The organism is Streptomyces sp. E-08, from assembly GCF_049913095.1.
Taxonomy (GTDB): Bacteria; Actinomycetota; Actinomycetes; order Streptomycetales; family Streptomycetaceae; genus Streptomyces.
Genome location: NZ_CP183971.1, coordinates 7390468 through 7405149 on the forward strand (window position 1 = coordinate 7390468; position 14682 = coordinate 7405149).

The 14682-nt window shown below is 73.1% G+C and carries 16 protein-coding genes, 1 tRNA gene and 2 pseudogenes; 14 read left to right on the forward strand and 5 right to left on the reverse strand.

Translation table 11 applies throughout. The annotated features are described in order from the left end of the window. The first annotated feature begins 24 nt into the window (after window positions 1–24). The 9 genes from ACN9MM_RS33975 to ACN9MM_RS34015 all read left to right on the forward strand — a co-directional run bounded on the left by ACN9MM_RS33975 (window position 25) and on the right by ACN9MM_RS34015 (window position 8980). Window positions 25–1623, forward strand: coding sequence for an ABC transporter substrate-binding protein (locus ACN9MM_RS33975; protein WP_426367582.1), 1599 nt, complete (start codon window positions 25–27; stop codon window positions 1621–1623). Then, the gene (locus ACN9MM_RS33980; protein WP_426367583.1) at window positions 1620–2612 is read left to right on the forward strand and encodes an ABC transporter permease; all 993 of its coding nucleotides are present in this window, start codon (window positions 1620–1622) and stop codon (window positions 2610–2612) included. Before ACN9MM_RS33975 ends, ACN9MM_RS33980 begins: the two co-directional genes overlap by 4 nt. Continuing rightward, window positions 2605–3441 (forward strand): ABC transporter permease, encoded by an 837-nt coding sequence (locus ACN9MM_RS33985; RefSeq protein WP_426367584.1) that lies wholly within the window; start codon window positions 2605–2607, stop codon window positions 3439–3441. Before ACN9MM_RS33980 ends, ACN9MM_RS33985 begins: the two co-directional genes overlap by 8 nt. Next, window positions 3438–4448: an ABC transporter ATP-binding protein gene (locus ACN9MM_RS33990; RefSeq protein ID WP_426367585.1), complete on the forward strand. Its 1011-nt coding sequence runs from the start codon at window positions 3438–3440 to the stop codon at window positions 4446–4448. The genes ACN9MM_RS33985 and ACN9MM_RS33990 overlap by 4 nt, the downstream gene beginning before the upstream one ends. Then, entirely contained in the window at window positions 4441–5106 is a 666-nt protein-coding gene (locus ACN9MM_RS33995) for an ABC transporter ATP-binding protein (RefSeq protein ID WP_426367586.1), read from the forward strand. The genes ACN9MM_RS33990 and ACN9MM_RS33995 overlap by 8 nt, the downstream gene beginning before the upstream one ends. Before the next feature lie 113 nt (window positions 5107–5219). Then, the gene (locus ACN9MM_RS34000; RefSeq protein ID WP_426367587.1) at window positions 5220–5414 is read left to right on the forward strand and encodes a hypothetical protein; all 195 of its coding nucleotides are present in this window, start codon (window positions 5220–5222) and stop codon (window positions 5412–5414) included. A gap of 89 nt (window positions 5415–5503) precedes the next feature. Beyond that, window positions 5504–6256, forward strand: a complete 753-nt coding sequence (locus ACN9MM_RS34005) for an ABC transporter ATP-binding protein (protein ID WP_426367588.1) — start codon at window positions 5504–5506, stop codon at window positions 6254–6256. A 5-nt stretch (window positions 6257–6261) separates the two neighbouring features. After that, window positions 6262–7629, forward strand: coding sequence for an FtsX-like permease family protein (locus ACN9MM_RS34010; protein ID WP_426368896.1), 1368 nt, complete (start codon window positions 6262–6264; stop codon window positions 7627–7629). Then, window positions 7622–8980 (forward strand): sensor histidine kinase, encoded by a 1359-nt coding sequence (locus tag ACN9MM_RS34015; protein WP_426367589.1) that lies wholly within the window; start codon window positions 7622–7624, stop codon window positions 8978–8980. Before ACN9MM_RS34010 ends, ACN9MM_RS34015 begins: the two co-directional genes overlap by 8 nt. A gap of 25 nt (window positions 8981–9005) precedes the next feature. Here ACN9MM_RS34015 and ACN9MM_RS34020 read toward each other — a convergent pair whose 3' ends face one another. Further along, on the reverse strand, window positions 9006–9650 hold the full coding sequence (locus ACN9MM_RS34020; protein WP_426368897.1) for a response regulator transcription factor: 645 nt from the start codon (window positions 9648–9650) through the stop codon (window positions 9006–9008). 142 nt (window positions 9651–9792) lie between these two features. Here ACN9MM_RS34020 and ACN9MM_RS34025 point away from each other — a divergent pair. Further along, window positions 9793–9999: pseudogene (locus ACN9MM_RS34025) on the forward strand (IS5/IS1182 family transposase); the annotation flags it as partial. A 30-nt stretch (window positions 10000–10029) separates the two neighbouring features. On the opposite strand, the gene ACN9MM_RS34030 reads toward ACN9MM_RS34025, so the two are convergent. The 3 genes from ACN9MM_RS34030 to ACN9MM_RS34040 form a co-directional block, all read right to left on the reverse strand. Continuing rightward, entirely contained in the window at window positions 10030–10461 is a 432-nt protein-coding gene (locus tag ACN9MM_RS34030) for an alpha/beta fold hydrolase (RefSeq protein ID WP_426368970.1), read from the reverse strand. Continuing rightward, window positions 10458–11462 carry an NADP-dependent oxidoreductase gene (locus ACN9MM_RS34035; RefSeq protein ID WP_426367590.1) on the reverse strand — a complete coding sequence of 335 codons (1005 nt, stop codon included), beginning with the start codon at window positions 11460–11462 and terminating at the stop codon, window positions 10458–10460. The genes ACN9MM_RS34030 and ACN9MM_RS34035 overlap by 4 nt, the downstream gene beginning before the upstream one ends. Before the next feature lie 125 nt (window positions 11463–11587). Beyond that, window positions 11588–12274 (reverse strand): SDR family oxidoreductase, encoded by a 687-nt coding sequence (locus tag ACN9MM_RS34040; RefSeq protein WP_426367591.1) that lies wholly within the window; start codon window positions 12272–12274, stop codon window positions 11588–11590. A gap of 115 nt (window positions 12275–12389) precedes the next feature. On the opposite strand from ACN9MM_RS34040, the gene ACN9MM_RS34045 reads away from it, so the two are divergent. The 4 genes and pseudogenes from ACN9MM_RS34045 to ACN9MM_RS34060 all read left to right on the forward strand — a co-directional run. Next, window positions 12390–12950 (forward strand): TetR/AcrR family transcriptional regulator, encoded by a 561-nt coding sequence (locus tag ACN9MM_RS34045; protein ID WP_426367592.1) that lies wholly within the window; start codon window positions 12390–12392, stop codon window positions 12948–12950. A gap of 11 nt (window positions 12951–12961) precedes the next feature. Then, entirely contained in the window at window positions 12962–13462 is a 501-nt protein-coding gene (locus ACN9MM_RS34050; RefSeq protein ID WP_426367593.1) for a helix-turn-helix domain-containing protein, read from the forward strand. 96 nt (window positions 13463–13558) lie between these two features. Then, window positions 13559–13632 (forward strand) — tRNA-Met (locus tag ACN9MM_RS34055). Window positions 13633–13769: 137 nt separating this feature from the next. Next, window positions 13770–14300: pseudogene (locus ACN9MM_RS34060) on the forward strand (IS5 family transposase); the annotation flags it as partial. On the opposite strand, the gene ACN9MM_RS34065 reads toward ACN9MM_RS34060, so the two are convergent. Next, complete coding sequence (locus ACN9MM_RS34065; RefSeq protein ID WP_426367595.1) at window positions 14265–14669, reverse strand: hypothetical protein; 405 nt, start codon at window positions 14667–14669, stop codon at window positions 14265–14267. The pseudogene ACN9MM_RS34060 and the gene ACN9MM_RS34065 overlap by 36 nt on opposite strands. Window positions 14670–14682 lie beyond the last annotated feature (13 nt).

Genomic DNA, 14682 nt, shown 5'->3' on the forward strand with positions numbered 1-14682 from the left:
ATCTTCAAAAGGGGTGTGGGCACGATGACCGCCCGATCCATCCGCAGTGCGGCGGCCGCGACACTCACGGGGGCGCTCGCCCTCGCCACAGCGGCCTGCACGAACCCCGGCGCCACCGCCGGCGGCTCCGGCGGACCCAAGGATTCCGTGGTCGTCGGCATCGCCTACGAGCCCGAGACCCTCAGCCCCCTCCTCGGCTACGGCAAGGACGGCAACTCCAAGATCTTCGACGGGCTCCTCGCCTTCGACGCCGGGATGAAGCTGAAGCCCGCCCTCGCCGTGAAGCTGCCCCGCGTCAGCGCCGACGGCCTCACCTACACGTACACCCTCCGCAAGGGCGTCACCTTCAGCGACGGCGTCCCCTTCACCGCGAAGGACGTCGTCCACACCTACCGGACGATCCTCGACCCGAGGACGAACAACCCGTCCCGCACCGAACTCGACGCCCTCAGGAGCGTCGAGGCGGTCGGCGACGACACCGTCGTCTTCCGGCTCAAGTACCCCTACGCGCCCTTCGCCGAGCGCACCGTCCACGCCATCGCCCCCGAGCACGTCACCGCGAAGCAGGACGTCAACACCGGCGCCTTCACCAGCAGGCCCATCGGCACCGGACCGTACGTCCTCACGAGCTGGTCCAAGGGCGAGAAGCTCAGCTTCACGGCCAACCCGGCCTACTGGAACGGCGCGCCCGCGGTGAAGAGGTTCACCATGGCGGTCATCAAGGACGACGACGTCCGCGCCACCCGCCTGCGCGCGGGCGACCTCGACGGCGCGATCCTGCCGCCCAACCTCGCCGCCGGCTTCAAAGGTGACAAGGCGAAGAAGACCTGGACGGCGAAGACCTTCGACTACCGCACCGTCACCCTGCCCACCCACAACGCCGTCGCGGGCGACACCGCCGTCCGCCGCGCCCTCGACCTCGCCGTCGACCGGCAGGCCATGGTCGACCAGATCCTCGAAGGCGCCGGAAAGCCCGCCTACGGGCCCGTCCCCACCGACAGTCCCTGGTTCGCCCGGGGCACCGAGCGGCGCCACGACCTCGACGGCGCGCGGAAGATCCTCGACCGGGCCGGCTGGAAGCCCGGTCCCGACGGCATCCGCGTGAAGGACGGCGTCCGCGCCGCGTTCCCCCTCTGGTACCTCTCCGGCGACAAGCTCCGCCAGGACCACGCGCTCGCGTACGCCTCCGACGCCAAGAAGGCCGGCATCGCCGTCACCACCCAGGCCGGCACCTGGGAGGTCATCGAGCCCCGCATGAAGACGGACGCCGTCCTCGCGGGCGGCGGCTCGCCCGGCGACCCCGACTTCGACCAGTACCTGCTCCTGAAGTCCACCCTCGGCGGCGACGGCTTCAACAACATGGCCCGGTACGACAACAAGACCGTCGACCGCGCCCTGGAGGACGGCCGCCGGACCAACGACCCCGGCAGGCGCCACACCGCGTACGACACCGTCCAGCGCGAACTGGCCAAGGACCCCGGCTACACCTTCCTCACCCACATCGACCACCTCTACGTCGTGAACGACGCCTGGGACGGCCTGTCCACCCAGACCGAACCCCACGACCACGGCCTCGCCTCCGGCCCCTGGTGGAACGTGGAGAACTGGAAGCCGAAGAAGTGAGCCGCCGCCTCCCCTGGGGGGCCATGGCCCGGATGACGGGACGGCGCGCACTCGCCGCCGTCCCCGTCCTCCTCGGCGTCACCCTGGCCGTGTTCGCCGTCGCCGAGGCCTCCCCCTTCGACCCCGTCAAGGCCTACGCCGGCACCGCCGGACTCACCGCCTCGCAGGAGACCCTCGACCAGCTCCGCGCCAACCTCGGCGTCGACCGGCCCCTCCTGGCCCGCTGGTGGGAGTGGCTCGCCTCGGCCCTCACCGGCGACCTCGGCGACTCCGCCGTCCTGCGCCGCCCCGTCGCCGAGGTCATCGGCGAACGCCTCGGCTGGTCCGTCCTCCTCGCCGTCACCGCCTTCACCGTCGCCATCGTCCTCGGCACCCTCCTCGGCGTCCTCGCCGGACGCCGCCGCGGCGGCCTCCTCGACCGGGCCGTCAGCTCCGCCGCGTACACCCTGGAAGCCGCCCCCGCCTTCTGGCTCGGGCTGCTCGCCATCTGGTTCTTCGCCCTGAAGCTCGGTGCCCTGCCCGCCGGCGGACTCACCGACACCGCCAGCGACACCGTCACCGCTGGCCAGGTCGCCCGCCACCTCGTGCTGCCCGCGCTCGTCCTCGGCCTCTCCCAGCTGCCCTGGTTCTTCCTGTACGTCCGCCAGGGCGTCGGCGACGCCCTCGACGAGGACCCCGTGCGCGGCGCCCGCGCCCGCGGCCTGCGCGAACGCACCGTCCTCACCGGCCACGCCCTCCGTTCCGGAATGCTCCCCATGCTCACCCTCGTCGGCTCCCGCGTCCCCGAACTCATCACCGGCGCCCTGCTCGTGGAGACCGTCTTCAGCTGGCCCGGCATCGCCGCCGCCACCGTCACGGCCGCCACCTCCGTCGACTTCCCGCTGCTCGCCGCGCTCACCGTCCTCGCCACCGCCGCCGTCCTCCTCGGCAACCTCCTCTCCGACCTGCTCTACGGCCTCGCCGACCCGAGGGTGGGCTTCGATGGCTGACCCGCGCACCCACCGCCTGCGGCTGTGGACCTCCGCCGTCACCGTCGGCGTGATCCTCCTGGCCGTCCTCCTCGTGCCCCCGCTCGTCCAGCTCGACGAACAGGCCGTCGACCTCTCCCGCAAGCTCCTCCCACCCTCCTGGGAGCACCCCTTCGGCACCGACGACCTCGGCCGCGACCTGCTCCTCCGCTGCGTCTACGGCCTGCGGATCTCGCTCCTCGTCGGACTCGGCGCCGCGCTCGTGGCCACCGTCGTCGGCACCGCCGTCGGGGCCGCGGCCGGAGCGCTCGGCGGCTGGACCGACCGCACCCTCATGCGGCTCGTCGACGCCTTCTCCTCCGTGCCCCACCTGCTGCTCGGCATCTTCGTCGTCGCCCTCTTCCGGCCCGGCGTCTGGCCCGTCATCGCCTCCGTCGCCGTCACCCACTGGCTCTCCACCGCCCGGATCGTCCGCTCCGAGGTCCTCTCGCTGCGCACCCGGCCCTTCGTGGACGCCGCCGTCTCCGGCGGCTCCTCCCGGTGGCGCGTCGCCGTACGCCACCTGCTGCCCGCAGTCCTGCCGCAGGCCGGACTGGCCGCCGTCCTGATGGTCCCGCACGCCATGTGGCACGAGTCCGCGCTGTCCTTCCTCGGCCTCGGCCTCCCCAGCCACCGGGCCAGCCTCGGCAACCTCGTGCAGAACGCCCGCTCCTCGCTGCTCGCCGGCGACTGGTGGCCCACCCTCTTCCCCGGCCTCCTCCTCATCGTGCCCACCCTCGCCCTCGCCGGACTCGCGGGCGTCTGGCGCGAACGCCTCAACCCGCGCCGCCGATCGGAGCTGACGCTGTGAACCCCCGCGTCGAGCGCGCCCTCCGGGCCGTCTCCGCCGAGCGGGCCGAGGACGCCGTCCTCAGCGTCCGCGGCCTCACCGTCCGCTTCCGGCTGCGCGGCGGCCGGACCGTCGCCGCCGTCAGCGACGCCGACTTCGACCTGGCGGCGGGGGAGTGCCTCGCCCTCGTCGGCGAGAGCGGCTGCGGCAAGTCCGTCCTCGCCTCCGCCCTCCTCGGCCTCCTCCCCGGCAACGCCGAGACCTCCGGTACGGCGTTCCTCGCGGAACCCGGAGGCGGCGACGGCACGGATCTCCTCGCCACCGACGAGAAGACCCTCGCCCGCACCGTGCGCGGCCGGCGCGCCGGCCTCGTGCCGCAGAGCCCCGCCGCCCACCTCACCCCCGTCCGCACCGTACGGTCCCACCTGGAGGAGACCGTCCGCGCCCTCACCGGGACCTCCCGCCGGGCACGGCGCAAGGCCGCCGAGGACGCCGCGGACCGGGCCGCGTTCCCCGCCGGACACCTCGACCGGTACCCGCACGAACTCTCCGGCGGCCTCGCCCAGCGCGCCGCCACCGCGCTCGCCCTCATCGGCGACGCCCGGCTGATGCTCGCTGACGAACCCACCACCGGCCTCGACCGCGACCTCGTCGACCGCACCGTCGACGAACTGCGCCGCCACGCCGACGAGGGCCGCGCCCTGCTCCTCATCACCCACGACCTGGCCGCCGCCGCGCGGATCGCCGACCGCGTCGCCGTCATGTACGCCGGACGGATCGTCGAAATCGCCCCCGCCCACCGCTTCTTCGGCCCCACCGGCCCCCGCCACCCCTACGCCCGCGGACTCCTCGACGCCCTGCCCGACCGGGCGTTCACCCCGGTCCCCGGCATGCCGCCCGAGCTCTCCGACCTGCCCGACGGCTGCGCCTTCGCCCCTCGCTGCCCCCGCGCCACCGCCCGCTGCGCCACCCGCCCCGAACCGGCGGCCGGCGTGGCCTGCCACCACCCGGAGCACCCCCGTGCTTGAACTCGACTCCGTCACCGCCGGATACGAGCGCCGCGCCCCCGTCTTCCGCGGTGCCTCCCTCACCCTCGCCCCCGGCGAGTCCGTCGGACTGCTCGGCCCCAGCGGCTGCGGCAAGTCCACCCTCGCCCGGGTCGCCGCCCTCCTCCACCGCCCCGACGCGGGCCGTCTCGTCCTCGACGGCACCGAGGTACGGGCCTGGCGCCACCGCGCCCCGCGCGAGCAGCGCACCGCCGTCGGCGTCGTCTTCCAGCAGCCCCGCACCGCCGCCGACCCCCGCCTCACCCTCACCGACCTGATCGCCGAACCCCTGCGCGCCACCGGCCGCCGCGCCGAGACCGCCGACCGGGTCTCCGCCCTCGCCCCCGCCGTCGGCCTCACCCCCGACCTGCTCGGGCGCCGCCCCCACGAGGTCAGCGACGGCCAGCTCCAGCGCGCCTGCCTGGCCCGCGCCCTGACCCTCCGCCCACGGTGGCTGATCTGCGACGAGATGACCGCCATGCTCGACGCCTCCACGACCGCGGCCCTCGTCGCCGCCGTCGAGGCCTACCGCGCCGAGACCGGCGCCGGCCTCCTCGCGGTGGGCCACGACCGCGTCCTGCTGAACCGCTGGTGCGACCGAACGGTCGAATGGAAGGACTGCCTGCCCGCCACGCCCTGACCGAATCTCACCCGTATGGCCGCCCCGCCGTTCGCCCGGACGGACCGCGCATTCCGCCACACTGTCCGCCGAACGCCGCAATTCCGGTGCGGCGACGGAGGGACGTGAAAGCGATGGCCGTTTCCATTTCTGTCGTGCTGCTGCTGCTGGTACTGGCCGTGATCTTCCTGCGGAACGGCGGCCTCAAGGTCACGCACGCCCTCGTCTGCGCCCTGCTCGGCTTCTTCCTCGCCGGCACCAGCATGGCGCCCACCATCCACAACGGCGTGGCCGCCACCGCCGACGTGGTCTCCAGCCTCAGGCCCTGACCCGCCCGCCGGGGGTTCGGATATCCGAACCCCCGATCCGGGGGCGGGCACGATCGACCCGCCCCGCCGTGCCCGCCGAGGATGAGGGCATGGCTGAGACGACGACAGACACGAGTACGGCGCCCGCCGCCCGTGCCGAGGACCTGCACCGCGCGTACGGGCGCGGCGCAGCCGCCGTACACGCGCTGCGAGGGGTGTCGGTGGACCTCGCACCCGGCACCTTCACCGCGGTGATGGGCCCCTCCGGATCCGGGAAGACCACCCTGCTGCACTGCCTCGCCGGGATGGACCGCCCCACCCGCGGCACCGTCCGGTGGGGCGACACCGAGGTGACCCGGCTGCCGGAACGGAAACTGGCGGAACTGCGGCGCACCCGGATCGGCTTCGTCTTCCAGGCGTTCAACCTGATGCCCGCCATGACCGTCGCCCAGAACGTCGAGCTGCCCGGACGGCTGGCCGGCACCCGCCCGGACCGCGACCGCGTCCTCGACGCGCTCGCCCGGGTCGGTCTCGCCGGACGCGAGCGGCACCGCCCCGGACAGCTCTCCGGCGGCCAGCAGCAGCGCGTGGCCATCGCCCGCGCGCTCGTCGCCCGGCCGGGCGTGCTCTTCGCCGACGAACCGACCGGCGCGCTCGACCGCGCCACCGGCCGCGAGATCCTCGCGCTGCTGCGCGACGGCGTCGACCGGGACGGCCGGACCTGCGCGATGGTCACCCACGACCCCGTCGCCGCCGCGTACGCGGACCGGGTCCTGCTCCTCGCCGACGGCCGCGTGGTCGACGCGCTGGACCGGCCCACCGCCGCCGAGATCGCGGCCCGCCTCGGCCGGCTCGGCGGGTGAGCACCGTGGTCCTCCTCGCCCTCGGACAACTGCGCCGCCGTCCGGCCGCCTTCGCCGGCCTCGCGGTCGCACTCCTCCTCCTCGTCGCCACGACGACGCTGTTCGGCTCACTGTTCGCCACCCAGGTCACGGCGGACCAGGCCGTCCGCGCGACGCCGGTGGCCGGACCCGGCCTCATGGTGATCGCGGGAGCCTTCGGCGAGATCGCCGTCCTCGTGGCCTTCTTCGTCGTCGTCAACGCGATCGGCTTCGCGCTCCGCCGTCAGCACCGCGAGCTCGCGCTCCTGCGCACCATCGCCGCCACACCCCGGCAGGTGCGGCGCCTGGTCCGTGTCCAGATCCTCGTCACCGCACTCGCCGTCGCCGTGCCCGGTGCGCTCGCAGGGGCGTACGCCGCGCGGCATTTCCTCGCCGCCCTGCGAGACCGCGGGATGGCCGCGCCGGACCTGCGGGTGCCGGTGACACCGCTGCCCGCCCTTGTCGCCGTGGCGATCACGCTCGCCGTCGGCCTCGCGGCAACGGCCGTCGCGGTCCGGCGCGTCTCCCGGATCGCGCCCGCCGCCGCGCTCACCGCGACCGCCACCGAGCAGGGGCGGACCGGCGTGCCGCGCCTGCTCGCGGGCGTCTGCGCCCTGGTGGGCGGCGGCCTGCTGCTGCGCCTTGCCGCGACGCGACCGCCGGAGGAGGTGGACAAAGCGGGACAGGCGGCCCTGCTCGGCTCCCTGGTGCTCCTCGTGGCGGTCGGCCTGACCGGGCCACTCGCGGCGCGCGCCCTGGTGGCCGTCCTGGGCGCGCCCCTGCGGGCGCTGCTGCCCGGCACCGGCTGGCTCGCGGAGGCCAATCTGCGCGGGTACGCCCGGCGGCTGACGTCCGCCGTGGTGCCGGTCGCGCTGCTCGTGGGCCTGTCGGCGACCATGATGATCATGACACGTACCGCCGAGCACGCGGCCGGGCCGACCGACGCCGCCTCTGCCACCGACGTCTGGCTCCGCCAGGCCGAACTGGCCATGCTCACCTGCTTCGCCGCCGTCTCCACGATCAACACGGTCATCGCTGTCACCGGGGAGCGGCGCCGCGAGTTCGCGCTGCTGCGCCTGGTCGGGGCGACGCGGCGGCAGCTGCTGCGCATGCTCACCGCCGAGGCCCTGCTCACCACCACGGTCGGCGTCCTCCTCGGTGCCGCGGTCGCCGCGCTCGCCACGGCCGCGTTCAGCACGGCGGCGACCGGCTCCGCGATGCCGTCCGTGCCCGTCGTCGCCTGCGGCTGGATCGTGGCGGGCGCGGCCGCGCTGACCGTCCCGGGCATCCTCGGCGCGGGCCTGCGCGCGATCGGGGGCCCGGCGGCGGAAACGGCGGGCGGCGGCCGTGACTGACACACCCGCCCTGAGCCGCCCGGAGAAGCGCCCGCCCGGCGACGAGACCGCACCGTCCGGTGCGCCGGGGGCGGACGCCGGGCCGGGGGCCACCCCTGGCAGGGCCGCCCCCGGCAGGGCCGGAGCCGGTACGGGGCGGCGGAGGTACTTCTCCGTGCGTGCCGGTGAGTGGGTGTTCGCTGTCGTGGGGCTCCCCGTCGCCCTGATCTGCGGCGCGTACGCCCTGGCCGTCGTGTACGCGGGGACGCTGCTCTCGCTCACCGTCCTCGGCCTGCCGTTCGTGGTCCTCGCACTCCTCGGCGCGCGCGGCCTCGGCACCCCGCACCGGCGCCTGGTCGGCGCGCTGCTCGGCGCATCCATCGAGGCCCCGGCCGGGATTCCCCGCCCCGACGGCCTCCTCGCCCTCGGCCGTGTCGTACTGACCGACCCGGTGGCCTGGCGGACGCTGCTCTATCTGGTCCTGCGGCTGCCGCTCGGCGTGCTCGGGTTCGTCGCCGCGGTGGTGCTGCCCCTCGCGTGCGGGTGGCTCATCGGCTTCCCGCTCTGGGGCCGCCTGCTGGAGCCCGAATCCCCGCCGGGGGCCTGGCTGGACGCGCTCTCCGTGCTCCTCGGCCTCGCCCTGCTGGCGGGTACGCCCGGGGCACTGCGCCTGTGGGCCGGCGCCAATCGGCGGCTCGGGTCCCTGCTGCTCGGGCCCGCCCGCGCCCAGCGCCGCGTCCGCGAGCTGGAGTCGGCCCGCGCCGTGCTCCTCGCGGACAACGGCGACCGGCTCCGCCGCCTCGAACGCGATCTGCACGACGGCACCCAGGCCCGGCTCGTGGCCCTCGCCATCACGCTCTCGCTGACCGAGGACGCGCTCGATCCGGCCACCGGACCGGACCTCGCCCGGCTGCGGGCCCTGCTCGACCGCGCCCGCGGCCAGACCGAGGAGACCGTCGCCGAGCTGCGGCTGCTCACCCGCGGCATCCACCCCGTCGCCCTGGACGGCGGCCTCGGCGAGGCGCTGCCCGGACTCGCCGCCACCTCGCCCGTCCCCGTCACCGTCCGCCTGGACCTCGCCGAACGCCCCGACGAGGCCATCGAGCGCGCCGTCTACTTCTGCGCGGCGGAGCTGCTGACCAACATCGCCCGGCACAGCGGCGCGCGGACGGCCGCGCTCGCGGCCACCGTGCGCGACGGCCGGGTGCGCCTGACGGTCCGGGACGACGGCCGCGGCGGCGCGACGCCCGGCGGCGGCACCGGGCTCGCCGGTCTGGCCGAGCGGCTCGCCGCGGTGGACGGCACCTTGCGCGTGGACAGCCCGCCCGGCGGGCCGACCGAGGTCACGGCCGAGCTGCCGGCGGGGCTGTGACCGTCCCACCGACCCGCGGGCGGTCTCACCCGCCGGTCTCCGACAGATAGGCGAGCACGGCCTTCACCCGCCGGTTGTCCTCCTGAGTGGCGGCAAGGCCGAACTTCGTGAAGACGGCGGCGACATGTTTCTCGACGGCCCGCTCCGACACCACGAGCCGCTCGGCGATGGAGCGGTTGGAGCGGCCCTGCGCCATCAGCGCGAGGACCTCCCGCTCGCGCGGCGTCAGGGTCTCCACCCGGCCGCCGCGCTCGCCGTTCACCAGCCGGTCGACGACCTCCGGGTCCAGCGCTGTCCCTCCGCCCGCGACCCGTCGCAGCGCGTCCATGAACTCGGAGGTGCGGGCGACGCGTTCCTTCAGGAGGTACCCGACACCCGTCGCCCCGCCGGCGAGGAGCCGGGAGGCCCAGGCGTTCTCGATGTGCTGGGAGAAGACGAGGACGCCCACCCCGGGCACGGTCGCCCGGATCTCCACGGCGGCCCGGATGCCCTCGTCGGTGTGGGTGGGGGGCATCCTGACGTCCACCACGGCGACGTCGGGCCGGTGCCGGGAGACCTCGGCGAGCAGCTCGGTCGCCGTCCCCGCCGTGGCCACCACCCGGCACCCGCGGGCTTCGAGGAGCTCGACCATCCCGTCCCGCAGGATGACGGAGTCTTCGGCGAGCACCACGCGCGGACCACTGTCGTTCACCACGCCATTATCGGCCCCTCCCGGGCTCCCCTCGCGCCACTCGTGAACGGTGCATGAAACCAGGGGCGGTTGCATGTACTTCTCGTGTTCACCCGCTACCGGCGGGCGCCGGCGCGACACCCGTCAGTTCTCTTCCAGAGGAGGTCGGCAGCTGCATCGGGGGTGGGGCATCCGGGCTGTGAGCCCGGAGCAAGCGGGCCAGAAGGTCAACCGCCTGCGGCGCGGACAGGCCGGAGGTAGAGCACCGGCCTTCGACAGCGAGCTCTACGGGCTCCGCAACGTGGTCGAACGCTGTGTCAACGGTCTCAAGCAGTTCCGGGGCCGCGCCCGGGAACGGCGGGGGATGTGGCCTCAGCGGTCAGGTGTCGGGCCGTGCTTCGAGGAATGCGAGGGCCCTGGCCACGAACTCGTCGTGGAACTGGAAGATTCCGCCGTGCCCGGCGTCCGGGTAGAGGGGGACGAGTTCGCCCCGGGGCAGCCGTGCGGCGAGGTCGAGGGTGTTCTCGCTCGGCACCATCCGGTCGCTCTCGCCGTTGGCCACCAGGACTGGCTGGCGGATGCGGGACAGGTCGGCCGGTGGCTGGAGGCCCCACCGGTGGATGGCCTTCAGCTGGGCGCGGAACGACGTGAGCGAGATGGCCTTGTCGCGGCGGTCCGTGCGCTCCTTCAGCCGTTCCAGGAAGGCGCGTGCTTCGCGCCGGCCGTGTTCGGTGTCGGTGAAGAAGAGGAACTGGCGGGATCCTCTCGCCGCCCGGGGTCTGTCGGTGGTGGGGCGGGTGCCGGCCCTCACACCATCGCGACGACGACCTTGCCGGCCTTGGCGCGGCCCTTCTCGGCGTACTCCATGGCTTCGAGGGTCTGCTCGAAGGGGAAGACACGGTCGACGACGGGGCGAACCTCTCCGGCGTCGACGAGCCGGGTGATCTCGCGCAGCTGCTCGCCGCTGGCCTTCATGAACAGGAAGGAGTAGGTCACGCCCTGGCGCTTGGCGTGGCGTCGGGTCTTGAAACTCAGCGCGTTCATCGCCTGCCGCAGGACCGGGTTCGCGCCGAGCTCGCGGGCGAAGTCCGCGTCGGGCGGCCCGGCGACACTGATGACCTTCCCGCCCGGCTTGAGGACCCGCAGCGACTTCTCCAGGGTCTTGCCGCCGAGGGTGTCCAGGACGACGTCGTAGCCGTCCAGGACCTCCTCGAAGTCCTGGGTGCGGTAGTCGATGACGACGTCTGCGCCGAGTTCCTTGACCAGGGCGGCGTTGGCCGCGCTCGCGGTGGTGGCCACGTGTGCGCCCAAGTGCCTGGCCAGTTGGAGGGCGACGGTGCCCACTCCGCCGGAGCCCGCGTGGATCAGGACTTTCTGGCCCGGCCGGACCTGTGCCCTCTCGGCCAGCGCCTGCCATGAGGTGAGGGCCACGAGGGGAAGGGAGGCGGCCTCCGCCATGGTGAGGGTGGCCGGCTTGTGGGCCAGGTCGTTCTGGTGGACGGCGATGAGTCCGGCGAAGGTGCCGATGCGGTCCTTGTCGGGCCGGGCGTAGACCTCGTCACCCACCGCGAACCGGGTGACGGCCGAGCCGACCTGGACCACCACTCCGGCGAGGTCGTTGCCCAGCACGAGAGGGAGGCGGTACGGGAGGATCATCCTGAAGGCGCCATCGCGGATCTTGAAGTCCAGCGGGTTGACGCTCGCCGCATGGATCTTGACCAGCACGTCGTCGGCGCCCGGCTCGGGATCGGGCATCTCGGCGGCGCGCACCGCGGACTGGTCACCGTACTTCTCGATCACGTAGGCCTTCATCGCTGTCTCCCTGCCTCGTCCGCGAAGGGACGGGATCTCCGCTCGCTTCGGGCTGCCCCGGTACGAGATTCCTTCTGGTGTTCACTGCTGGTTCATGACGCCCCATGCCGATGCGGCGGCGCGCCTCACGCTGCGTTCGGCGATGCGGCCAGGCTCCGCTTCACGTGCCGGGTGGTCTCGTCGGCGAGGATCTCGGGCAGTCCCCGCTCGATGCCGGCCAGGGCCTGGGCGGCGACCTCGGCGGGGGCGGTCTTCTGGTGGGCGGGAACGCCGACGGCCATGTCCGTGTCCATGTATCCGACGTGCAGCGCCGAGACGGTGATGTCCCGGGGCGCCAGCTCCTCCCGGACCGCGCCGGTCAGCGCCCATGCCGCGGCCTTCGCCGCGGCGTAGGCGCCGAGGTCGGCCGGGTGCAGCCAGGACAGGACCGACAGCACGTTGAGCACGGCGCCGCCGCCGTTGGACTCGATGACCGGGGCGAAAGCCCGCGTCACGGCGAGCGGGCCGAAGAAGTTCACCTCCATCTCCAAGCGCACCATGTCCGGACTGCCCGTCATCAGGGGCGTTCCGGTGGAGACGCCCGCGTTGTTGACCAGCAGCGTCACGTCGGAGGCGGTGCGAGCCGCGGCCCGGATCGACTCCGCGTCCGTCACGTCGAGCCGCAGCGGGACGACACCCGGGAGGTCCACCGTTTCGGGGCGACGGGCCGCCGCGTACACCTTGGCCCCGCGTTCCACGAGCTGGGCGGCCAGGTGTCGTCCGAGCCCCCGATTGGCTCCGGTGACCACTGCTGCCGCGTCCTTCAGTTCCATGCCCACTCCCAGCGCCACGGCCGCCGTCAAGCGACCCACATCAATTAGATTACGACTACAATCTAAGCACTGCTCTAAGATAGATGCCAGTCGACATCCAATCGGGAGGTGGCGGATGGGCCGCGTATCGCAGGCGCAGGCGGAGGAGAACCGCCGACGGGTCGTCGAAACCGCCTCCCGCCTGTTCAGAGAACAGGGGACCCACGTCAGCGTCGCCGACCTCATGAAGGCGGCCGGTATGACCCACGGCGGCTTCTACAAGCAGTTCGCCTCCAAGGAGGCACTCATCGACGAGGCCACCGCCCACGCGTTCGGCGAACTCGCCCAGCACCACAAGGACGGGCTCGATCAGTACGCCGGGCAGCGCGACGCCGCCCAGCGGGCGCTGATCGACGCCTACCTCTCCGCCGAGCACCGCGACAGCGCGGCAGACGGGTGCCCCGCCGCCGCACTCGCCACCGACATGGCCCGTGACGGCGGAGAGAGCGAGGCCCGCCGCGTCTACACCCAGGGAGTGGGCGACTTCGCCGACTGGCTCGACACCGCGGACCAGGACGGCATCACCCGGCTGTGCACCATGCTCGGCGCCCTCGTCCTGTCCCGGGCCACCAAAGGCTCCCCGCTCTCCGAGAAGATCCTCACCACCGCACGCGAGGCACTGACGGCCACCGACTGACCGGAACCACCGTGCAGGGCGCACGCCGCAGGAAGGGTGCGCTTCTCGCACCCTGTCGTCATCCACTTCTCGTAAGCGGCTCTCCGCGTTGCCTCTGGTTTCCGCATGCCCGAATCTTCCTGACCGCCTCCGAGTGCGAGCGGCTGAAGAAGACGGCCTACGGCCCCAAGACCGAGTACCGGCTGCGTCTGCGGGCACAGGTGGTTCTGCACGCGGCGCGTGGACGCTCCAACGCGCGCATCGCCCAGGAGACCGGCCTCCATCTGGACACTGTGCGCAGGTGGCGAGGCCGCTTCGCCGAGCGGGGCCCGGCCGGACTGACCAACCCCAAGCGCTCCGGGCGTCCCGCTTCCTTCCCCCCGTTGCAGTGTGCCCAGGTGTCCGAACTGGACATGGAGTGGTTCGACGGTCAGACCGGCGCAGGGCGGCGAGGGAAACCGGTGGACCGGGCGTGCTGCTCGCAGGAGGAGAAGACCGGCGGGTCCTCGAACATCTCGCGGTGGGCTTCGTGACCTGCTCTCACGGGTCCAGGATGTACGGACGGCCGAGCAGACCAAGCGACCTGGTCTTGGGCGGTACCGCGGGTGGCGTACAGTTGGCCTTTCCGACGCGGGGTGGAGCAGCTCGGTAGCTCGCTGGGCTCATAACCCAGAGGTCGCAGGTTCAAATCCTGTCCCCGCTACTGAAGTGACATGAGGCCCGGATCCTGTGGATCCGGGCCTCATGCGTGCGCCTGCATCTCAAGCTGCCCGTCCGGTTCTGGTCGCCCGAATCGGCGAGGCCTCTCCCTGACGTGGAGAAGGCGGGCCCTCAGGACACGATGCGGCAGCGGTCGACGGCTCCCGCATCCGAGCGTTGAAAGGGCCCCAAAACAGGACGAAGACCTGTCGACCGGGGCAGGACAGGCAGCAAACACCACTTGATCACCGATGCCACCGGCATCCCGCTCGCCGTCACCCCGACCGGCGGCAACCGCAACGACGTCACCCCGCTCATCCCACTGCTCCAGGCAGTGCCCTCGGTGAGGGGAAAGCGCGGCCGGCCACGGCGCCGCCCCGGCATCGTGCTCGGGGACCGCGGCTACGACCACGACAAGTGCCGCCATCTCGTCCGCGCGCTCGGCGTGAAGCCACTGATCGCGCGACGCGGCACCGAACACGGCTCCGGACTCGGCACCCAACGCCGGGTTGTCGAGCGCGCGCCTTCGCCCACCTGCACTGGTTCCGTCGCCTGCGGATCCGCTGGGAGATCCGCGACGACATCCACGAAGCCTTCCTCACCCTGGGATGCGCACTCGTCTGCCGGCGGCGCCTGTCACAGCTGGCCCGGGCCGCCGCCTTCCCGCAGTAGCCACTCCCTGACCGAAGGAGCACGGTCAAGGAGCTGCCTGACCTTCATCCCCTCTTCGCGTGAGGTCACCCTGGGCAGCGGGGCGAAGTCGTCCGGAAGCACGTCCAGCCAGCCCACCACGCGGTCTCCCGCATGCAGAGTCATCAACAGCTCGCACCGCAGCTGACGCGGAACGTCCGATCGGTGGGACAAACTGTTCCACAGGGCCGGCCACAGGTAGTGGGTGCCGTCGGGCGCCGCATTCGCTCGCACCCACGCCAGGTCCAACCGCGAGTTCAGACTGAGGTCGTACGCCCGTTCCTCCAGCCTGAACAGCGAGGCTGAATCGATGACTTTCACCTCGCAAGGCGGCGGTTGATCCATGTGCATCGCCCCATGCTCC